The following is a 21,142-nucleotide window of genomic DNA, read 5'->3' on the forward strand; positions in this document are numbered from 1 at the left end:
GCCTCCTTTTGTGTCTCTAGTTAAATTGTACCGGGTTGCGGCAGGTGAACACAATCAAAGTGGCCTTGCGCCCGCGACAAAGAAAGGATTTCCATGATGATCGACTCAATTTTGATGCACCACGCCCAAACAGTGCTGGCCGCTGACCACAGCGGCCACAGCCTGGATCACATTCAGCGGGTGGTGGCGACTACCCGCACCCTGCTCGCCCAGACGCCGGACGCGGACGCGACCATTGCGCTGGCCGCGGCGATCTTGCACGACACCTACGATGACAAGCTGGTTGAAGACGTGGCGGCCGCCAAGGCGGCCACGCAGGCCAAGATGGGGGAGGCTGGGCTGACGGCCGCTCAGCAAACCGCCGTGCTGGCCATCATCGACCACATGAGCTTCAAGCAGAGTTTGAGCGGGCATCAGGTGCTGAGCCTGGAGGGCCGGCTGGTGCAAGACGCCGACCGACTGGATGCCATCGGCGCCATTGGCATCGCCCGCACGCTGCTGTACGGCGGCGCGCATGCCAGCAAGTTGTACGATCCGGCGCTTCCGCCGCGCACCGCGCTTGACGCACAAAGCTACCGACAAGGCGAGTCCACGGTGATCAACCACTTCTACGAAAAGCTCCTGAAGCTGGCCGCGCAGATGAACACGCCGGCGGCCAAGCAGCTGGCCGCGCACCGGCAGCAGGTGATGCAAGACTTTCTCGCCGAGTTCACCGCCGAATGGCAGGGCAAAAGTTAAGCGTAGCGGAACTTTTTTGCCTCAGATAGTTGCACCGCGGCCGGAAATATTGTATATTAATTGGGCAGTTGTTTTTGCTAAAACAACCGTCAATGCCGTCTTAGCTCAGTAGGTAGAGCGCATCCATGGTAAGGATGAGGTCGCTGGTTCGAATCCAGTAGACGGCAGCAGGATCACCCGTGAACGGTCGAAGCCCAGTGCCTCGGCTGTTTTTTTATCCACCGAATACGCAATTGGCCGCAGTGAAGGGCGTGTAGTTGGCCGACCACCGATGCTGCTCAAAAGCAGCGGTGGCATCAGCAAGGCACCCTAACGTAGGGCTGTTCTGTGTGCCACCGAAAAGCAGGCCAAATAATCGGGCGGCACTGTCAACCCTAGGTCCGGGTTTGTCAGTGCCGCCCGCTTATTCTTATCTCTGGGCGCAGGTGCAGCCGCTTGAGATCCGATGGGGTGACAAGCGTCAAACTCAGCGGCGGCGCTTGTTCTTGGCCGTTCGCATCGTGGCTTTCAAATTCTTTTTGGTGCCAAACATTTTGGCGATTTTGGCGTTCTCGCGGGCTTTGCCGCGAAGTGCCACGTTTTCGCTTTGTTCAGCCTGAAGCTGTTGGTAGCTGTTAAAACGCTTTTGATGCAACTGGCCGGCCGCGATTGCAGCCTGTACCGCACAGCCCGGTTCGTGGGTGTGGGTGCAGTCATTGAACTTACACCGTTGTGCCAGCTCAATGATGTCCGCAAAGGTGCCGGCCACGTCGGCCTCAACCAGCGCTAATTCGCGCATCCCCGGCGTATCGATCACGATCGCGCCGTTGGGCAAAAGCAGGAGCTGGCGGCCGGTCGTCGTGTGACGCCCGTGTGCATCCGCGTGGCGAACTGCTCCTGTTGCCAGGTCATCGTTCCCGCGCAGTCGGTTAATTAACGTGGTTTTGCCGACCCCGGATGAGCCGAGGAAGGCATACGTCTTGCCAGGGTGTACCACCTCGGCCAGCGCTTGCCAGCCGGTCGCGCGGGTGGCATCACAGACGAGCACCTGCGCGTCGCCACTTGTTGCGGTCACCTGCGCCATCTGATCCGCAAAGTGCTGCGCAAGGTCTGCCTTGGTGAGCACGACCACGGGTTGGGCGCCGCTAGTTCTGGCAACGGCGAGGTAGCGTTCCAGCCGACGGACATTGAAGTTCCCGTCCATCGCCATGCACAGAAACAAGACATCGATGTTGGCAGCTACCACTTGCAGATGGCTGGTCATCCCGGCTGCTTTGCGGGTAAAAACAGTCGTGCGTGGGATCAGTCGCTCGATCACCCCGACATCTGAGGGGTTCGGCGGTAGCCGCAGTTGCACCCAATCGCCCACTGCGGGATAGTCCTCGGGGCCAACCGCGACATTGATAAAGCGTCCAGAAACCTGCGCGGCGACTCGGGTCGTCGCAGTTTGTACCGTGTGCGACTCTGGCCCACCACGCGTCCCAAGGTTAAGGGGCCGGCCATGATAGCCCGTAATTCAGCGGTTAACCCATAAGAGTCAAGTATATTTTGATTCAATTGTTTGTGTGTCCTCCACATTTAGCCATGGAGGGTTGGGCGCGCCTAAAGCGTCATCCCCTCCGCCGTCATGACAGCGTATCGTCCAATGCCCTTCTTCGCCATGTTGCCACACATCCTTTCTGCGGTGACTTCGCGCACCGAATGTTGTCGGGGCGAGTCAACCACCGTACCGTTTACGGGTACCGATATTGCCTTCAATATATCATATGACGGTGACGGCATGCAGGAAAGCTGGCTGTTCACGCCCCGTCCGCGTGGTATGATAAAGCACAAAGGAGTGTGGCAGCGTGACGATACGACAGGTTCTGGGCCGCGGGCTGATGACGGCCGGCATGTTTTTGGTGTATCAACTGGTGACGGCGGTGGTGCTGGTGCCCAGCCTCATTGGGCGGCCATCAACGCTTTTGAACGCGGCGCTGTTCACGGCCGCATTCGGGGGACTGATCTGGTTTCTGGCCATTGTGTACACGCAATGGCTGGCGGCGGAAAAAAGCGCGCACTTCGGCCTCCGCGGCATGGACTTCGGCAAAGCCAAGCTGTTGTTTCTGGCCGTGTTGGCGATGGTGGTCATTCAGGCGGCATCGGTGGCGATGATCACGCTGCACTGGACGCCGGAAGCGGAGAACCAAACCGAGCTTATCAACTTTTTCAATCAGGCCCCACTGCCAATGGTGCTGATCACGGTGGTCGGCGGGCCGCCGGTTGAGGAGTTCGTTTTCCGTGGCCTGTTGATGCACAGCTTTCCGCATCAGGATCAGCGCGCCTGGCGGTGGCTCAGCGGCAGTGTCTCGGCGCTGTTGTTCGGGCTGGCGCACACAGGCTTCGATGATCCCCTCAACCTCGCCGTCTATGTCGCCCTGGGCGCGGTGTTCACCGCGGTCTACGCGCGCACAGGCGATTTGCGGTATTCGATCGGGCTGCACTTTCTGAACAACTTCGCCGCCTTGTTTCTCTAAATAGTCCAAAAAACGTGCGGCCCATCCTCAATGACGGGCCGCACGTTTGCGTTCGGTTTAGTTGTGCGTCGCCACGCCAGCCTGTGTGAGCAACCCGGCTGGCAACGCAGTCAGCAGTGGGCTTGGTGCGTCCAGTGCCATCAGTACCAGGGTGTGCAGCGCGCGGGAGGCCAGCGTGTACAGGAGGTCGCGGTCGCTGTCAGCGGCGTAGGTGCCAGCGCTTACGTCGTAGCCGATCACCGCGTCGAACTCCAGCCCCTTGGCGAGGTATACCGGCAGGATCACGCAGCCGGTGTGCATCTGGTGGTCCTGCGGCGAAAGCAGGGTGATGGGGACGTCCAGCTGCAGCGTGGCGAACAAACGCGTGGCGGTGGCCATGTCCTTGGTCAAAATCGCCACGGTGTGGTGGTCATTGAGCAGCTGGGTGACGGTGCGGATCAGGGTGTCACGCGCCGCTTCGGCCGGGATGACCAGCAGTTGCGGCGTCTGACCATCGCGGCTGAAGGCCTGAATGTGGGCGTGGTCCGGCAGGAGATTTTTGGCCAAGTTCGTGATCGGTGCGGTGGACCGGTAGCTGCGAAACAGGTTGATCAGCCGCACGTTCTGGGTGCCGAAGACGTGCTGGATCGCTTCGATGAGGTCGGCCGGCTGGTAGTCGCTGGTGAAAACGTCCTGCTTCACGTCGCCGAGCAGCGTCATCTTGGCCTTGGGGAAGGCGTGGTGCAGGTACTTGAGCTGGGCCATGCTGTAATCCTGCATCTCATCGATGAAGACGTACTGGATCAGGTGGTTGCGCCCGGTGCCGGCCAAGGTATCCCGCAGCATCAGCAGCGGGGCGGCGTCTTCTAGCCGCAACACGTGGGCCTCAAGGTCGGCCTGATAGGCGGCGATCATCGCGGCCCAGGTGGCCGGGGCGACCGGCGCGGTGACTTGCGCCAGGAAGCGGGCGTAGTCGGTGTAGCAGTCCAGGAAGTAGTCGTTGTAGATGGCGTCGTACACGGGGGCAAAAGCGCGCTCGACCAGGTGGGCCGCGATGAAGGCCGTTTCGGCATCCCCTGAGGCAAAGGTCCGCTCACCGACAATGGTGGCCGCGGCATCGGCACTTAGGCTCCCCAGCGCGTCTTGCACCCAGTCGTCGTACACGGCCAGCTTGATGCGCGTTTTCAGGCGGCGGATCAGCGTGTTCTTGGTGTCGAGGAACTTGTTGGCCGCCGTGGCCGTAGCGGGCTGGCTGGCGTAGATCTTCTGAATGGTTTTGGCGGCGAAAAACACCTCCCCGTTCAGCGTGATGTCCACGAAGTTCGGCGCGTAGCCGGGGGCCTGCGTGTAGGCAACGATGGCGTCGAGCATCTCGGCGCGCTCCTTGAAGCGGCGGATCACCTTGGCGGACTCAGGCAGGCTGGCCTGGTCGCGCTCGTAGCGCTCGAACAGCGTCTCCACGTGCAGGCCGGCGAAGCGCTTGGCGAAAAATTCGGCCAGCGTGGCCTGCCGCATGTTTTTCTCCCCGAGGCTGGGCAGCACTGCGGAGATGTAGTTGGCAAACAGCTGGTTGGGGGAAAACAGCACCATTTGGTCGGCATCTAGCGCCTGGCGGTTGTGGTAGAGGAGGTAGGCGACGCGTTGCAGCACCGCGGAGGTCTTACCCGAGCCCGCCACCCCTTGGACCACCAGGACGGCTGCCTTGGTGTCGCGGATGATGTCGTTTTGTTCCTGCTGAATGGTGGCGACGATGTTTTTCATCTGCGCGTCGGTTTGCTCCCCGAGCACGGCCTGCAGCAGCGTGTCGCCGACGGTTTCGTTGGTGTCGAACATGTGGGTGATGCGGCCCTGGTCGATCATGAACTGTCGCTTGTTGTCGAGCGTCGCCTCCATGGTGCCGGCCGGGGCGTCGTAGGTGACGGGGCCCAGCGTGCCGTTGTAGTAAACGGACGCGACCGGCGCACGCCAGTCGTAGACGAGGAACTGATCGTGCTGGTCGATGAACGTGCCCATGCCGATGTACAGCGTTTCGGGCTCGCCGTCCTGCGTGATGTCGATGCGGCCGAAGTACGGCGCGTCCTGCAAAAGCGTCAGGCGTTCCTGCTCATGGGTGAGGATCGTTTCGTTCTCGACTGCGCGGGCCACCATCATCTTCTGCTGCTGGACGGCCGCGTTGGTTTCCATTCGGTCATCGACTTCGGTCACATTGACGCGAGTTGCGTCCCCGTACGCCTGCTCGACGCGGGTGGTTTCTTGGTGGGCGCTGGCCAGCTGGCTGGCGACGGTGGTTTGGCGGGTGCGGATCTTGGCCCGTACGGCATCGACGCGGGCTTGTTCGGCGCGTTGCGTAGTGTTTTGCATTTGGCCCTCCTTGCGGTGCGTTTTAGTCTATCCAGTTTAGGCGTGTTCGGTCGCGGCGTCAAGGCAGGAGATTTGGTGTTGCGCCGGAAGCCTTCTATACTAGAGGAAAAAGGGGCGGATACGATGGAAAAATATGACGTGATCATCATTGGCGCCGGGCCCGGCGGGTTGGCTGCGGCGTACGCGCTGGCGCCAAGTCGCCGCGTGCTGGTAGTCGAGCGAGACTTGTGGGGCGGTACGTGTCCGAACTACGGGTGTGACCCAAAGAAAATGCTGTACAGTGCCGTGCAGGCGAAGGCCTACGCGCGGCGCATGACGCACGCCGGCCTGGTGGGTGAGCCGACCATCGACTGGCCGCACCTCATGACCTTCAAGCAACGCTACACCGATGCCGTTCCGTCGAACACGTTGGGTGGGCTCGTGCAGGCTGGGATCACCGCGGTTCATGGCGAGGCCAAATTCATTGACCCCGTCACCATCGAGGTGGGGGATGCGGTTTACCGCGGTCAAAAACTGATCGTGGCCACCGGACTTCAGCCGGCCACCGGCAATGTGGTGGGTCATCAGTTGCTGGGCACGTCCCGTGATTTTCTCGCGATGCGCCAGCTGCCGCAGACCCTGGCCTTCATCGGGGCCGGCTACGTCAGCCTTGAGCTGGCTAACATCGCTGCGGCGGCCGGGGCGACCGTGCACATCATCAACCGGTCGGACCGCGCGCTGCGGGCCTTTCCGGCGCCTGCGGTCGCGGCCCTGCGGCGGAACATGCAGGCGGCTGGCGTGCGCTTTCACGACAATGTGACCCTGCAGGAGGTGCGCACCACCAACACCGGGCTCGTGTTGCGAGGGACGGATTTTGAGCTCCGCGTCGCCCGGGCCTTCGCCGCAGTTGGCCGGGTGCCAGACGTGGCGTTGCACCTTAGCCGCGCCGACATTGCCACGACGGCCGCAGGGATCACCGTTGATGATCACCTGCGGACCAGCAATCCCGACGTGTACGCCATCGGGGACATCGTGGCCAAAAGCGCCCCGAAGCTGACCCCCGTAGCGGGCTTTGAAGGCCGTTATGTGGCTGGTCAACTGTTGGGGGACACGGCTGCGATCGATTATCCCGCCCAGCCGGTGGTCGTTTACGGCGCCACCGAGATGGCGAAAGTAGGCGTCAGCATCGAAACCGCCGAAGCGGCGCCTGACCGCTATGTCGTGCACACGCATGATGCGGCCGGCTGGTACACCTACAACCGGATCCAAGCGACCACGGCCCAGCTCACCCTGATCACGGCCCGCGCCACCGACACGCTTGCCGGTGCGGTGGTGCTTGCCGACACCGCCGAGGAGTTGATCAACCTCGCCACCCTGCTGATCAATCAGCACGCGACCATGGCGACTGTCAAGCAGACGATTTTTGCCTATCCCAGTGCGGCCAGTGATTTGCAGTACTTGGGGTGAGCACTGTTCATTTGACACCCTGGCAAAGCTTGAAAAAAGCGCCGAAAACGCCTATGTGGCGACTCGTATCGGCACTTATAAGCCCACCTTGCCAACGGCTTAGGCATGCATGTCGGCCGCGTCGCCCAGCGTTTTTCGCTGCTGCGCATCCCTAACGACACATTCCAAAAAATCACCGCTAAATAATCCTGAGCCTTCTCGGGTAACGCAGGTTCCTCTTCTGGAGGAGCCTTTTTTTGATGGACAAGGATTGATTATCCGCTGTTAAATCGGTTAGTTGATGATGTAATCTACACGAATAGGCATGTAACCGCTAGTAAACAAACTTTATATGGATGTGTTTGGACCCAAAATATATTTTATCGCGTTTTGGTGTATTGATAACAACGTTTATAAAAAATAGAGTCATTACCTATATCATTTTTGGTGACCTGAGTATTAATGCCTTACGTGTAAGGGCTTTTTTGATGTTTAAGGTGATGCTATGCTTGGGTTGTTGTTAGGAAGCAGCAGACTGAAGAGGAGAATATCGATGAAAAAGAAGAATATCGGTGATTCGATCCAGCGGTTTGGCCGAACCTTACTTTTGCCGATTGGGGTCTTAGCGCCAGTCGGGATGATTTTAGGGATTTCGGGCGCCCTGGTTCAACCGTACATGATGGAACGGTTCGCTTTTTTGGCGAATCCCAACCTCAATGCCATTTTAATTAGTATTCGTTCGATCGCCAGCGTGGTGTTCGACAACATTCCGCTATTATTCGCAATGGGTGTCGCTTACGGGATGTCCAAACGGGACAAAGGGATTGCGGTGTTCGCATCCACCGTTGGCTATCTGACCTTGATTGTCACCATGAACGTGTGGTTGACGCTGACAGGGCACATGGCAGATCCGGAGGTGATGACCCAGCTGGGTCAAATCTCGGTGTTAGGGATCCAAACCATGAACGTCAGCGCCGCCGGGGGGATTATTACCGGGCTGATTGCGGCTTGGGCAACCGATAAGTTCTATAACCTCGAGTTGCCAACGGCCTTTGCATTTTTCTCCGGTAAAAAATCGGTACCGATCATCACCATCGGCTTGATGATTCTGATCGGCGGTACTATTCCGTTCATCTGGCAGGCGTTCGTGTTCTTGCTTTCCAAGATGTCCGTGATCATCTTGAGTGCAGTGGGGCCATTCTTTACCGCCGCCGGGGAGCGTTTGTTTATTCCGTTCGGGCTGCACCACGTGTGGAACGCTATGTTCCGCTTTACCGAAGCTGGGGGCTCTTATGTCATCGGCGGCAAGACCTTCGTCGGGGTGATTCCGGCCTTGAACGAAGTGCTGTTCAACCAAGGGCCGACGTCTCAATATTGGAGCCTGATGCCGAGTTTGACGCGCTTCATGGCGCAGCAGCAGATGTTAGTCACCTTGTTCATGTTCCCGGCAATCGCTTTGGCGATGTACCGCTCAGCGCGTGAAGAAAACAAAAAAGAAGTCAAGTCGATGCTGGTGACCATGGTGTTGACCGCTATGTTAGGGAACGTTACCGAACCACTCGAATTCACCTTCGTGTTCATCGCGCCACTGTTGTATGTGGTATATGCCTGCTTGGTTGGGATCGGCGCGGTCTTGCTGTCGTTTGCCGGTGTCGCCATCGGGTATATCCGGGGGACTATCTTCGACTTCGGGATCTTCGGGCTGCTGTATGAAAAAACCAACTGGATTTTCTTAGTCTTAATCGGACTAGGCATGGCTGCCGTGACCTACTTCGTCTTCCGTTGGGCAATCGTGAAGTTCAACATCAAGACGCCTGGGCGTGAAGAAAGCCAGAACCTCGATTCGACCTTGCTGAAGGAAAAACGCTATCCAGAAATCGCCAAGCTGGTGGTTGAAGGTTTAGGCGGCAAAGACAACATTGTTAACGTTGACAACTGTATCACCCGCTTGCGCATCGACTTGTCTGATGTGCGCAAAGTGGACAAGAGCATCCTTGAAATGTCCGGGACCTCAGGCTTCTTCTTCCCGGCCGATAAGCATATCCATATCGTGTTCGGCCCGCAAGTCGAATTCGTGAGAAATGCGGTCGACGACGAAATCAGAAACAACTAATGGGGGATTAAACATGCGTGCATTCTATGATTCTAAGAGTAAGACAATCGACGACCAAGGACTGAGGTACTTGTTTACCGATGAGTTCAAGTACAAGACCTGGCTGATGTTTGAAGCTAAGCTGGCAGAAGCGCAAGCCGAAGAAGGGTTCATCCCGCAATGGGCGGCGGATCAAATAGGCGAATCTGCCAAGATTGAAAACATCGACTTTGAAGAGATGGACCGCATCTACCAAAAAATCGGTCACGGCTTCGTGCCGTTCTTGAAAGTGTTAGTGAAGGCCTGCCCAGAAGAAAGTGGCAAATACGTTCACTACGGCATCACCACCCAAAACATCCAGCAAAGCTCCCAGATGTACATGGCATGGTGCGCCCACAAGAAGTTCATGCACCTGCTCGGTCAGATCATCAATAACCTAAGCCACTTGGTTGAAGACAACAAAGATTCTGTGATGGCAGGCCGCACGCACGGACGGCACGCAACTCCGATCACCTATGGCTACAAAGCATCAGTATGGCTGTCTGACTTCATCGACGCAGCAGAGCGCTTGAAGGAATCTGAAAAGCGGGTGTTCCGCATCATGATGGGCGGCGCTGTTGGGGTGTACTCCACCATGCCAGAAGTTGGCCCAGAAGTGCAAAAGCGGGTCGCAGAGCTGGTCGGCATGTACGAAATGCCGGTACCTTCCCGCAACCTCTCGACTCACAAGCTGGAATACATGATGGACCTGGCGTTGTTGTGCAACATCTGCCACAAGATTGGTGAAGAAGTCTACAGCACCACGCTGGAAGAAATCGCTGAAGTGTCGGAAGGCTTCACCCCCGGCACCGTCGGCTCCAGTACGATGCCACATAAGATTAACCCGAAGCTGGCCAAAGGTATCATCGCCAACTCCCAGAAGCTTTACAGCCTGCCAGCCGTCGGCATGTACTCGGCAGTGCGGCCATATGAAGGCGACTCCAGCTCCTACATGCTGTTTGACGGCATTTTTGAAGAATCACTGGAATTGACCACGGAAGTGTTGCTGCGTGCAGAAGAATTGACCCGCACCATTGTGCCGCACCCAGAGCGGATGCTCAAAAACGTGCTCAACAACCACGGCTTAGACAACACTGAAAACGTGATGATGCATATGGCCAAGAAGCTGGGGAAAGACCAAGCGCATTCCTTGCTTTATGAAATTGCGATCAAGACCGAGCGTGAAGGCAGCGAATTCATCGACAACCTGATGGCCAACGAAACCATCGCCCGCGAATTTGACCGCGAAGAGTTAGAAGCGATGATCGATCCGCGCAACTATACCGGGTTGGCGTCACGCATCGCTGATGAGCAAAGCAAACGTGGCTACGCGGTGGCTAAAGCGTTATTAGACGAGGAAGTGACGGTTAAGTGACACAACTCATCATCAATGCCGACGATTTTGGCTACTCGCGGGCAGTGTCTTACGGGATTTTGACCGCCTACAAAAGTGGGGTCTTGACGTCCACAACGATGATGGCAAACATGCCGGGATTCGCCCATGCGCAGTGGTTGGTGCAAGGTGAACCCGGCCTTGCTATAGGCGTGCACTTGACGCTGACGGCAGGCAAGCCACTCGTGCGGGCCGCTTCTAGTTTGACTGACGGCACCGATTTTCGTAAGCGCCAGGCGGTGTTCGCCCATCCCGAAGTGATTGACCCCGACGAATTATATGAGGAATGGGACGCACAGATTGTCAAGGTAGCCGGCGCTGGCATTCCGATTACCCACCTCGACTCGCATCATTACGTGCACGGCATTCCGGCGTTTGCGCCGGTGATTACCGCCTTAGCGGAAAAATACGCGCTGCCGGTGCGTAACAACTTCACGTTGGTGCCAGAAAATGTGCGCACCACCACGGCGCTGTGGAAGATTTTCAACTTCGCGCAGTTCAAAGACATGACGCGCTCGTATGGTGCGGCGTTTGAAGACATCATGGCGATGATTCAAAAAGACGCCGCGCCGTTTGTCGATCTGGCGACGGTCGAGGCCAATTGCCATCCCGGCTATGTTGACGAAACACTGCTGTATGGCTCGAGTTTTAACTTACCGCGCATGCGCGAAGTGACGATGTTGTGCGATCCGCGCTTTAAAGCGATGCTAGAGCAGGCAGGTTTTACCCTCACTACCTACCGCAGCCTCTAGCAGAAAGGGAGAATGGATGACGATTGAAGAAGCATCGCTGCAATTACACGAACAATATCAGGGTAAAATCGAAAGCAAAAGCAAGGTGCCGGTGGCCGGCTATCACGACCTTGCGCTCGCTTATTCGCCGGGGGTGGCGGCGCCATGCTTGGCAATCGCCAAAGACCCTAAGCTGGTTGATACCTACACCAATCGCGCCAACGCGATTGCGGTGGTGACCGACGGTAGCGCGGTGCTGGGGCTCGGTGATATCGGCCCCAAAGCGTCACTGCCGGTGATGGAAGGCAAGGCGATTTTGTTCAAGCAGTTTGCCGGGTTAGACGGCGTGCCGATTTGTTTGGATACCAAAGACCCAGAGGAGATTATCCGCACCGTAGCGCTGATTGCACCGGGGTTTGCCGGGATTAACCTAGAAGACATCAGCTCGCCGCGCTGTTTTGAAATCGAACAGGCGCTAGACGCTAAGCTGGACATTCCGGTGTTTCATGATGACCAACATGGCACTGCCATCGTGGTGTTGGCCGCGTTGATGAACGCTTTGAAGGCCGTCAATAAAACCATGGCGCAGATTCGGGTGGTGGTGTCCGGGCCTGGAGCCGCGGGCACTGCCATCACCAAGATCTTGATGGCCTCGGGGGTCAAAGACATACTGGTGTGCGACGAACACGGCATTTTGACCCAAGAGCGCAAGGATTCGGCGGCGCACAAGGCCTGGCTGGCAGCGCACACCAACCCTGCCGGTGTGGTTGGCGATTTGGCGGATGCGCTGGTCGGCGCAGACGTCTTGATCGGCGTATCGGTTGGCCACATCGTCACCGGCGAAATGGTGGCGACGATGAACGATCACGCCATCGTGTTTGCAATGGCTAACCCGACGCCAGAAGTCGATTACCAAGTGGCCAAAGCTGCCGGTGCGGAAGTCGTGGGCACGGGGCGCTCGGATTATCCTAACCAGATCAACAACGTCTTAGTGTTCCCGGGACTGTTCAAAGGCACCTTGGCTATCGGCGCCCGCACGGTGTCAACTGCCATCATGCTGGCCACCGCTAAGGCAATTGCCGCTTCGGTGCCGGAAACCGCGTTGTCTGCCGAACACATTTTGCCGTCGCTGTTCGCCGATCATGCGACGGACAACATTGTCCAATATATTGAGGCATTGCCATGACCAATCGGGTAGAACATGACGCGCTGGGCACGGTGCTGGTGCCAGAAACCGCGCTTTACGGCCCGCAAACGGCGCGCAGCCGCCTGAATTTTCCCATCACCGAAGACCACTTCGCCCCGGCGGTGATTCGTGCGCTCTTAGCGGTGAAAAAAGCCGCCGCCCAAGTCAATTTCCGCCACGGACGCTTGGGACGCAAGCAAGCTGAGGCGATTCAAGCAGCATGCGCGGCGCTACGCAATAACTATCCGCAGTACGCGGCGCAGTTTCCGCTGAGTATCTGGCAAACCGGCAGCGGCACGCAGACCAATATGAACGTCAACGAGGTGATTGCGCGTTTAGCGCAGGTGCAATTCGGTATGACGCTGAACCCCAACGACGATGTCAACTGCTCGCAGTCGTCTAACGATGTCTTTCCGACAGCGATGCACCTGGCGGCGTTGGGGGAACTCGATGCGCTGCTTTATCAGTTGATTGACTGGCAAGAAACGCTCGACTACTTGATTGCAACGCAAGGCGCAGAGATTCGCCTGGGGCGCACGCACTTGCAAGACGCAACGCCGATGACTTTTGGTCAGCAACTGAGCGGCTGGCGCGGCATCATCAGTGCCAGTCAAACCGAGCTGCAAGCCGTTGCCAAAACGCTGACGGTGTTGGCAATCGGCGGCACGGCGGTGGGAACTGGCTTGAACGCGCCGGCGAAGTTTGGCGCGGAGGTCGCCGAACTGCTGCGGCAAGACTATCACTATACGCTAACCAGCCAACCGGTGAAAACGCTGGGGCTGAGCAGCCACCACCAGCTTGTGGCGTTACAAAACGCGCTGAGTAATTTAGGGACGGGCTTGATGAAAATCGCCAACGACATCCGTTGGCTGGCCAGTGGTCCCCGGGCGGGACTGGGTGAGCTCGTGATTCCGGCCAACGAGCCGGGTAGCTCGATCATGCCCGGTAAGGTCAACCCGACGCAGTCAGAGGCGTTGTGCATGATTGTCTGCCGGGTGCTGGGCCACACCACCACCGTGCAAATGGCGGCCAGCCAAGGCAACTTCGAACTCAACGCTTACAAACCGGTAATCATCGATTCGGTGTTGGATGCCATGCGCCTTCTGACCAAAGGGATGCAGGCTTTTCGCAACAAGTGCCTTGCCGGCGTCCGGCTGAACGTCGCCACCACCCGTTTCAACGTGGCCCAGTCGCTAATGAACGTGACGGCGTTGACCCCGCGGATCGGCTACAGTCAAGCCGCTAAAATCGCCCAATATGCGCAGGCCAACGACTTGTCGCTGGTGGCCGCCGGGGTGGCGCTAGGCGTCGCGTCGCAATCCCAACTGGAGGAATGGCTTAATCCCGCCAAAATGATATAGTGGAGGCGGAGGGATTGCGATGAATATTATGGAAGGCTACGAGAACCTGACCAAAAGCGAACGCCGAGTATTGGCGTACGTCATGGAGCACAAGCAACAGCTGCCGTTGATGAACATCGACGAGGTCGCCGCAAGCACCTTTGTGTCTAAAACCGTGGTGATTAACTTGGCGCACAAATTAGGGTTTAGCGGCTATCGGGAGATGAAGTTCCACCTAAAAGTCGAAGTCGCCAAGCAGCAAGCGGTGCAACAAGAAACCAAAAGCGTCAAAGATCAGCTACGTGGGGTGATCGATAAAAGCTTTGCGTTGCTCGATGAACAAACGCTGATGGACGCGGCCTTGCAAATTGTCCAAGCCAACAACGTCTTCATCATGGCGCGCGGCCTCAGCAAACCCGTCGCGTATTATTTGGAGCATGTGTTGCTGGCGCTTGGCATCCACTGCTTTTTCATCGATGACTATAACTTGTCTGATTCCTTCACCAATCTGGTCACCAAAAATGATACGGTGTTGTATATCTCGCTTTCTGGTAACACCCCCAAGATTGTGTCCTCCGCCCAGATGGTGCAAATGAAAGGCGCGCACATCATCAGCCTGACATCGTTTAATTCCAATAAGTTGGCCGCTTTGGCGGATAAAAATCTCTTTGGTTACACGCCGGTAGACAACACCAAGTCCGACGACTCGATTCCGCGAATTGGGCTGTTTGTGGTGATTGATTTGCTGGTTGGGACGATTAAACAAATTCTGTAGTCGCAAACTAATCACGAGGTGAAGCATATGTTTAACTTCTTTAAGAAATCCAAAACCACCCTGGTGGCACCAGTGTCTGGCGAAGCCATTCCCATGACGCAAGTGGCAGACGCGATGTTTTCCCAAAAAATGATGGGCGATGGCTTCGGGGTGCGCCCTGAAGAAGACGCGCTGTTTGCGCCGGCTGCCGGTACCATTGCATCGGTGTTTCCCACCAAGCACGCGTACACAATGACTACCGTTAGCGGCATCGAGATCTTGGTGCACCTCGGCGTTGATACTGTTGAACTGAAAGGCGCGCCGTTTACTTTGACGATTGAAGCTGGGCAAGAAGTGGCCGCTGGCGACGCGATTGGCACCATGGACCGCGCGTTGATCAAAGAAGCGGGCAAGGCCGATGACGTGATTGTGGTCATCACCAATATGGATGCAATCAAGGCGTTTACCCCAGTGACGCCGGGTGCTGTGACTCACGGCGATGAGGTGTTGGCGTTAGCCGGCGCGTAAGCCGCAAAGCATTAAAACAGGCGCCTGCTTTTGATTATTTGCCTTTTGGTTTGTGTTCCATGTAGTCGCGGAGGCTTGCCACCACGGACGGCTCTGGGGTTTCACGCATCGCTTTGATGTTGTGAATATGTTCCACTGAGACGTGGCTGTTGAGCGCCATCTCGGTATCGGTGAGGTTGTTTCGACGCTGGAAGTCGATAATCTCCCGAGAAAACTGGTTTACTTGCTCTTTTTCGCTCATTGCAATAACTCCCTCGCATTTGTATCTTCATTACGCCTAGTTTCGGCACCAATGCGCGCACCTCGGTTTGACATCCCGCACGCCCTTCGCTAAGATGAAACCAGACGTCAATGCACGCGATGAGTACCGCGCGACCAGTGTTCAGGAAGTCTCCAGGACTGCGAAGGAGACCGCTGCCGCGCGCGAATTGGCTCGCGGAAGACGAAACGGTGGGTGCGCCTTAAGCCTGAAGTGGCCACACTTGTGGCAAGATAGGTGGTACCGCGCACAGCCGTCCTATCCCTGCAATGGGGAGAGGACGGCTTTTTTTAGCCAATCAAAGGAGAAACCTCATGCCAAAACACACATTCTTAACGGGCGATCGCCCGACCGGCCGGCTGCACATTGGCCATTTTGTCGGGAGCTTGCAAAATCGCGTTGCACTGCAAAACTCCGGGGACTACAACAACTTCATCATGATCGCCGACACGCAGGCGCTGACCGATAACGCGCGCAACCCGGAGAAGATCCGCAACTCCCTGATGGAAGTCGCGCTGGATTACTTAGCCGTGGGCATCGATCCGACCAAGTCCACCATCCTGGTGCAAAGTGGTGTGCCGGCCTTGGCCGAGCTGACGATGTACTACTTGGATCTGGTCAGCGTGGCGCGTCTGAACCGCAACCCGACCGTCAAGACGGAGATCAAGCAAAAAGCGTTTGGGGAATCTGTGCCGGCCGGCTTTTTGATCTACCCGGTGTCTCAGGCCGCAGACATCACGGCGTTCAAGGCGGACACGGTGCCAGTCGGGGACGACCAGGAACCGATGCTGGAGCAGACGCGCGAAATCGTGCGCAGCTTCAACCACACTTACGGCAAGGACGTACTGGTCGAACCCGAAGGCTACTTCCCGCCGAAGGGTTCCGGCCGCCTGCCGGGCATCGATGGCAACGCGAAGATGTCCAAGTCCCTGAACAATGGCATCTACTTGGCCGATGACGCGGACACGGTCAAGCAAAAAATCATGTCGATGTACACCGACTCGAACCACATTCACGTGGAAGACCCGGGCCAGGTCGAGGGCAACGTGGTCTTCACCTACCTCGACATTTTTGCTTCGGATAAGGCGAAGGTCGCGGACCTCAAGGCCCAGTACCAGTACGGCGGGCTCGGCGACGTGAAGCTCAAGCGCTACCTGATCGATGTGATGGACGGGGTGTTGACGCCGATCCGTACGCGGCGCGAGGCGTACGCGAAGGACATGGCCGGCGTGGCGCAGGTGCTGATCGACGGCACTGCCAGGGCCAATGAGGTCGCCAACCAGACGCTGGCCGAAGTACGCGATGCGATCGGCTTTAACTACTTCAAGTAAGCGACAGGGGATGGCGCAACTTTGCGCACATTCCCTTTTTTAGATTGATTATCATTTAGCACTGTGGCATAATTAAAATCGTAAATAATCTAGTTGTTTGAAGGCTAACCTTGAGGAGGGCGATTATCATGACCGAGACACAAACGAACGCGGTATTGAACCAGCTGGTGGCAGATCTGAGCGCGATGTCGGTGTTGATCCATCAGACCCACTGGTACATGCGCGGACCAGAGTTTTTGACCCTGCACCCGTTGATGGACGAGTACATGGCAGAAATCGATGATCAGCTGGATGTGGTATCCGAGCGGCTGGTGGCGCTGGATGGCGCCCCGTATTCGACCCTGACCGAGTGGGCCGATCACACGGGCATCAAGAGTGCGCCGGGCCGCTTTGAGGATTCAACGGCCACGCGCTTCGGCTGGTTGGTGACCGCCTACCGCTACCTGGCGGGGGTCTACCAACAGGGGATCGAGGTCAGCGGCCAAGAAGGCGATGATTCGACGCAGGACGTCTTCATCGGCTACAAGCGCGATGTCGAGAAGCGCATCTGGATGCTGCAGGCGCAACTCGGGTTGGCACCGCAAGCTTAATACGGGAAGGGGCGCGCCGTTGGGGGCGCCTTTTTTGTTTTCAGACCGGCGTGGGTTGTCCCAACATTGCCACGGCCCTAGGTGCGTGCGGTCTAGGTGTGTCGGGTGGCTTGAACGCTGAACCGTACTCACAGCGAAAATCCGGGCCAGTCACGCCACGGTGCTTGCCGAAATGCTCCGCCTTGGGACTGATGCCGCGTTGCCCCGGCATGGTAGAATAGAGAGTATCGAAGCACATAAAGGAGAACACGATGAAGAAAAAACTGAGTCCGGTGGCGATCACCGGGATTGTGATCGGGGTTGTGGCGCTGTTTGTGGCGATTTTCAGCATCAGCACCTACAACGGTCTGGCGAAGCAAAACCAGGCGGTCGAGGCGCAGTGGAGCCAGGTGGAAAACGTGATGCAGCGCCGCGCGGACTTGGTGCCGAACCTGGTCAGCGCCGTGAAGGGGTCAATGAATCATGAGACCAAGGTGTTCACGGACATCGCCAAGGCGCGCGCCAACTACAACAACGCCAGCTCCACGAAGGCGAAGGCCAGCGCGGATGCCGACTTGAATCAAAGCGTGGGGACGCTGCTCAACGTGATCAGCGAGGACTATCCCGACCTGAAGAGCAACAGCGACGTTCAGACGCTGATGACGCAGCTGGAAGGTAGCGAGAATCGCATTTCGGTGGAGCGCAAGCGCTACATTGACGCGGTGCGCGACTACAACGCCAGCGTTGTGACGTTCCCGAAGAACCTATTTGCCAACATGATGGGCTTAGGCCAAAAGGCGACCTTCAAGGCGGACCCAAGCGCCTACAAGGTGCCGAAGGTGGACCTGGGCGACTAGTGAGGAGCGCATATGCGTAAAAAGGCGTGGTGGCTGTGCCTGCTACCGGTTCTACTCATGCTGTGGCAGGCTGCCCCTGTGGCGGCGGCCAGCCTACCGAGCCGGCCGACCAGCAACTTTTATGATGGCTTGAACCTGCTTGACACAGATACGCAGGCCCTGATTCAGGCCAAGAATCGAACCTATCAGGCGACCAGCGAAAAGCCGCAGATCGCGGTGGCCGTGGTGAAGTCCAGCGACGGGGCCATCGGCGACTACGCCCCGGACCTGTTCGAAAAATGGGGCGTCGGCCAAAAAGGCGACGACAACGGGGTCCTGATCGTGTACGCCGACAATGATGGCGCCCAAAACGTGCGCATCGAGGTCGGCTACGGGCTGGAAGGCGAGCTGACCGATGCCTTGAGCGGCCGGATCCTGGCGCAGAACAAGACGTTGCTCAAGGCCAGCGACAAGGCCAAGGTCAACCGGGGCCTGCGCAACGTGTTCAACGCGGTGGCAACGGTCATTGACAAAAAGTACAAGTTTCCGGCGGATGACAACACCGTCAGTGATGCCACGATGCAGCAGTATCAGGAAGAGACGTCCGGATCATCCGGTGGCATCCTGCGCGTGGTGGTTGGGATCTTCTTCGTTCTCGTCATCGCGGCGATTTTCCTCGGTGGCGGTGGGGGGCGCGGTGGTCGCGGGGGCCGGCGCGGCGGTTCCGACTGGTGGCTCTGGTGGCTGCTCAGCAGTCTGCTGTCCAGTGGCCGGCGCAGCGGCCCGTACAACCGCGGTGGTGGCCCTTGGAACGGCGGCGGCTTTGGCGGCGGTGGTTTCGGCGGCGGCTCCAGCGGTGGCGGCGGGGCCGACATCTAGGCCGGATAATGAGACACAGGGATACTCGGTGTGCGCGTCAGTCGCGACACCGGGTATTTTTATATCGATATATTAAATAAGTTGTCTGAAAAGGGGTCACGCACCCAGTTAAGTGTGATAAGGTGTAGCGAGATTCAATTCGTTTAGGAGGGGCACATGTGCGCACACTGACAAAGGGGAATCCCCTCAAACTGGTTTTTTTCTTCACGATCCCACTGCTGATTGGGAATGTGTTCCAACAACTTTACAGCTTCATGGACGCCTTGATCGTGGGGCGGACCATCGGCAAGGACGCGCTGGCGGCGGTCGGGGCCACGGGGAGTATCAACTTCCTCATCATCGGGTTCGCCCAGGGGCTGACCGCGGGGCTGTCGGTGCTGACGGCGCAGGCGTACGGGGCGCGCGATGCGAAGGCCGTGCGGCGCAGTTTTGGCGCCAGCATCTGGATCAGCATCGGCATGGTCGTCATCCTGACGGCGCTGGCGGTGTCTTTGACGCGGCCGATGCTGGCCTTGATGCAGACCCCGGCGGAGATCATCGATGATTCCGTCGCGTTCATCCGCGTCATTTTTATGGGGATCTTTGCCTCGATGGCGTTCAACCTGCTGTCCAACATGATGCGTGCGCTCGGTGACTCGCGCACGCCGCTGTTCTTCCTGATCATCGCCACGGTGATCAACATCGCGCTGGAGTTCACGTTTATCTTGGGCTTCCACTGGGGCGTGGCCGGCGCCGGCTGGGCCACGGTGGTCGCGCAGGTGGTGTCGGCGCTGTTGTGCTGGTTCTACATTCGGCGCAAAATCCCGATGCTGAACCTGCAGCGCGCAGACCTCGCCATCGACTGGGCCAACATCCGCCACCACATTGTCGTGGGGATGCCGATGGGCTTTTCGATGTCGATCATCGCGATCGGGGCGGTGATCTTGCAGGTGATGCTCAACACGCTGGGGACAGACGCCGTGGCGGCATACACTGCCGCAGGGCGAATCGACCAGCTGGCCACGCTGCCGGCGTCCTCGTTCGGGGTCGCGATGGCCACTTATGCCGCGCAAAACCTCGGCGCGCGGGAGTACGGCCGCATTCGCCAAGGCGTCCACCAGACGCTGTTGCTCAATGTCGGCATCTCCGCTGGGCTCGGCGCGCTGATCATCGCCTTTGGCAAGCCGCTGGTCAACCTGTTTCTTGGGCCTAATCAGCCGGCAGTCACGGCCTTGGCGCAGACCTACTTTCACTACAACGCCAGCATGTACTGGCTGCTGGCGATCCTGTTCACGATGCGGAATCTGTTGCAGGGGTTAGGCCACACCTTAGTGCCGACCGTGGCCGGGTTCTTTGAACTCGGGATGCGGGCGTTTGCCGGCATTGTGCTGGTCACGCAGTTTGGCTTTGCCGGCGCCTCAATGGCGAATCCGCTGGCGTGGGCCGGCTCAGTGGTTGTGCTGGTCAGCATGTACACCCGCACGATGCGGCGCATTCGTCAAAAGGAAGACGCGCAGCTGCGCGGTGAAGACGTGGGAGGCCCAATGGTATGACGCACCGCAAGGAGTGGCGGCAGTTGCGCCAACTGCTGCAGTGGATGCTGATGGTGATCGCAGTTGTCGCCGTGATTTTTGGAATTCGGGTGATTCTTGGTTTGTTTCTCGAAAATAACAGCATTACTGGCAACTCGATGGCCCCGACGCTTCAGCCCGGCGAGCGCATCGTGTCAGTCAAAACGCGCACCTTGCACCGCAATGACATCGTGATCCTGCATGGCCCGGACGACCCCAAGCGACTGTACATCAAGCGGGTGATCGGCATGCCTGGCGACACGGTGCAGGTCACCAACGAGAAATTGGTCATCAACGGCCAGCCCGTGGCGCAACCGTACTTGAAGCCGGCCTTTATGGCGGCCGCCGTTAAGCTGTGGGCCAAGCAGCACCAGCAGGTGGCAGAAGGGGTGGCCTTCACGACCGACTTTTCGCTGACCAGCCTCGCGGCGACCGGGGCCGCGCGCGTGCCAGCGGGCCAGTACTTTGTGCTCGGTGATAACCGGCGCGTCTCCTACGACAGCCGCAATTTCGGCTTCGTCAAGCAACGCGGTATTGTGGCCGTTGTTAAGTGGCGTTACTGGCCGTTGAACCGGATGGGCGGCATCGACTGAATCATGTCGGCTGAGCCCGAACCCGGTTGCGCTAAGCAGAAAAGGCGGATGTTCTGACCAACCC

Annotated in this window: 19 protein-coding genes and 1 tRNA gene; 17 read left to right on the forward strand and 3 right to left on the reverse strand. The window is 58.0% G+C overall.

Annotation, left to right across the window (positions count from 1 at the left end):
* The first annotated feature begins 96 nt into the window (after positions 1-96).
* Positions 97-738, forward strand: coding sequence for an HD domain-containing protein (locus EKM88_RS02030; RefSeq protein WP_125702656.1), 642 nt, complete (start codon positions 97-99; stop codon positions 736-738).
* A 94-nt stretch (positions 739-832) separates the two neighbouring features.
* Positions 833-905: transfer RNA gene (locus EKM88_RS02035), tRNA-Thr, on the forward strand.
* A gap of 299 nt (positions 906-1,204) precedes the next feature.
* Here the strand turns inward: EKM88_RS02035 and rsgA are convergent.
* The gene (gene rsgA / locus EKM88_RS02040) at positions 1,205-2,086 is read right to left on the reverse strand and encodes a ribosome small subunit-dependent GTPase A (RefSeq protein WP_164511971.1); all 882 of its coding nucleotides are present in this window, start codon (positions 2,084-2,086) and stop codon (positions 1,205-1,207) included.
* Positions 2,087-2,564: 478 nt separating this feature from the next.
* On the opposite strand from rsgA, the gene EKM88_RS02045 reads away from it, so the two are divergent.
* Positions 2,565-3,233 carry a CPBP family intramembrane glutamic endopeptidase gene (locus tag EKM88_RS02045; protein WP_125702582.1) on the forward strand — a complete coding sequence of 223 codons (669 nt, stop codon included), beginning with the start codon at positions 2,565-2,567 and terminating at the stop codon, positions 3,231-3,233.
* 57 nt (positions 3,234-3,290) lie between these two features.
* Here the strand turns inward: EKM88_RS02045 and helD are convergent, their stop codons facing one another.
* The gene (gene helD / locus EKM88_RS02050) at positions 3,291-5,573 is read right to left on the reverse strand and encodes an RNA polymerase recycling motor HelD (RefSeq protein WP_125702584.1); all 2,283 of its coding nucleotides are present in this window, start codon (positions 5,571-5,573) and stop codon (positions 3,291-3,293) included.
* 123 nt (positions 5,574-5,696) lie between these two features.
* On the opposite strand from helD, the gene EKM88_RS02055 reads away from it, so the two are divergent.
* The 8 genes from EKM88_RS02055 to EKM88_RS02090 all read left to right on the forward strand — a co-directional run bounded on the left by EKM88_RS02055 (position 5,697) and on the right by EKM88_RS02090 (position 15,061).
* On the forward strand, positions 5,697-7,019 hold the full coding sequence (locus tag EKM88_RS02055) for a dihydrolipoyl dehydrogenase family protein (protein ID WP_125702586.1): 1,323 nt from the start codon (positions 5,697-5,699) through the stop codon (positions 7,017-7,019).
* A 532-nt stretch (positions 7,020-7,551) separates the two neighbouring features.
* A complete protein-coding gene (locus EKM88_RS02060; protein WP_125702588.1) occupies positions 7,552-9,111 on the forward strand; it encodes a PTS transporter subunit EIIC in 1,560 nt (519 codons plus the stop codon).
* A 13-nt stretch (positions 9,112-9,124) separates the two neighbouring features.
* Positions 9,125-10,504 carry a class-II fumarase/aspartase family protein gene (locus tag EKM88_RS02065; protein WP_125702590.1) on the forward strand — a complete coding sequence of 460 codons (1,380 nt, stop codon included), beginning with the start codon at positions 9,125-9,127 and terminating at the stop codon, positions 10,502-10,504.
* Entirely contained in the window at positions 10,501-11,274 is a 774-nt protein-coding gene (locus EKM88_RS02070; protein WP_125702592.1) for a carbohydrate deacetylase, read from the forward strand. The genes EKM88_RS02065 and EKM88_RS02070 overlap by 4 nt, the downstream gene beginning before the upstream one ends.
* A gap of 16 nt (positions 11,275-11,290) precedes the next feature.
* Positions 11,291-12,439: an NAD(P)-dependent malic enzyme gene (locus EKM88_RS02075; RefSeq protein WP_125702594.1), complete on the forward strand. Its 1,149-nt coding sequence runs from the start codon at positions 11,291-11,293 to the stop codon at positions 12,437-12,439.
* A complete protein-coding gene (locus EKM88_RS02080) occupies positions 12,436-13,800 on the forward strand; it encodes a class II fumarate hydratase (protein WP_125702596.1) in 1,365 nt (454 codons plus the stop codon). The genes EKM88_RS02075 and EKM88_RS02080 overlap by 4 nt, the downstream gene beginning before the upstream one ends.
* A gap of 19 nt (positions 13,801-13,819) precedes the next feature.
* A complete protein-coding gene (locus tag EKM88_RS02085; protein ID WP_125702598.1) occupies positions 13,820-14,554 on the forward strand; it encodes a MurR/RpiR family transcriptional regulator in 735 nt (244 codons plus the stop codon).
* A 27-nt stretch (positions 14,555-14,581) separates the two neighbouring features.
* Positions 14,582-15,061, forward strand: a complete 480-nt coding sequence (locus tag EKM88_RS02090) for a PTS sugar transporter subunit IIA (protein WP_125702599.1) — start codon at positions 14,582-14,584, stop codon at positions 15,059-15,061.
* A 34-nt stretch (positions 15,062-15,095) separates the two neighbouring features.
* On the opposite strand, the gene EKM88_RS02095 is transcribed toward EKM88_RS02090, so the two are convergent.
* Positions 15,096-15,302: an LBP_cg2779 family protein gene (locus EKM88_RS02095; RefSeq protein WP_125702600.1), complete on the reverse strand. Its 207-nt coding sequence runs from the start codon at positions 15,300-15,302 to the stop codon at positions 15,096-15,098.
* 332 nt (positions 15,303-15,634) lie between these two features.
* Between EKM88_RS02095 and trpS the strand changes: the two genes are divergently transcribed.
* From trpS to lepB, 6 genes are all read left to right on the forward strand, one after another.
* Positions 15,635-16,651, forward strand: coding sequence for a tryptophan--tRNA ligase (gene trpS / locus EKM88_RS02100; protein ID WP_125702601.1), 1,017 nt, complete (start codon positions 15,635-15,637; stop codon positions 16,649-16,651).
* 128 nt (positions 16,652-16,779) lie between these two features.
* A complete protein-coding gene (locus tag EKM88_RS02105; protein WP_125702602.1) occupies positions 16,780-17,241 on the forward strand; it encodes a Dps family protein in 462 nt (153 codons plus the stop codon).
* Between the two features lie 251 nt (positions 17,242-17,492).
* Entirely contained in the window at positions 17,493-18,077 is a 585-nt protein-coding gene (locus EKM88_RS02110; protein WP_125702604.1) for a LemA family protein, read from the forward strand.
* A gap of 12 nt (positions 18,078-18,089) precedes the next feature.
* On the forward strand, positions 18,090-18,935 hold the full coding sequence (locus EKM88_RS02115; protein WP_125702606.1) for a TPM domain-containing protein: 846 nt from the start codon (positions 18,090-18,092) through the stop codon (positions 18,933-18,935).
* 158 nt (positions 18,936-19,093) lie between these two features.
* Positions 19,094-20,467 carry an MATE family efflux transporter gene (locus EKM88_RS02120; RefSeq protein ID WP_125702608.1) on the forward strand — a complete coding sequence of 458 codons (1,374 nt, stop codon included), beginning with the start codon at positions 19,094-19,096 and terminating at the stop codon, positions 20,465-20,467.
* The gene (gene lepB / locus EKM88_RS02125; protein ID WP_125702610.1) at positions 20,464-21,078 is read left to right on the forward strand and encodes a signal peptidase I; all 615 of its coding nucleotides are present in this window, start codon (positions 20,464-20,466) and stop codon (positions 21,076-21,078) included. The genes EKM88_RS02120 and lepB overlap by 4 nt, the downstream gene beginning before the upstream one ends.
* The last annotated feature ends 64 nt before the right edge of the window (positions 21,079-21,142 follow it).

The organism is Lacticaseibacillus daqingensis, from assembly GCF_003946115.1.
GTDB classification, from domain to species: Bacteria; Bacillota; Bacilli; order Lactobacillales; family Lactobacillaceae; genus Lacticaseibacillus; species Lacticaseibacillus daqingensis.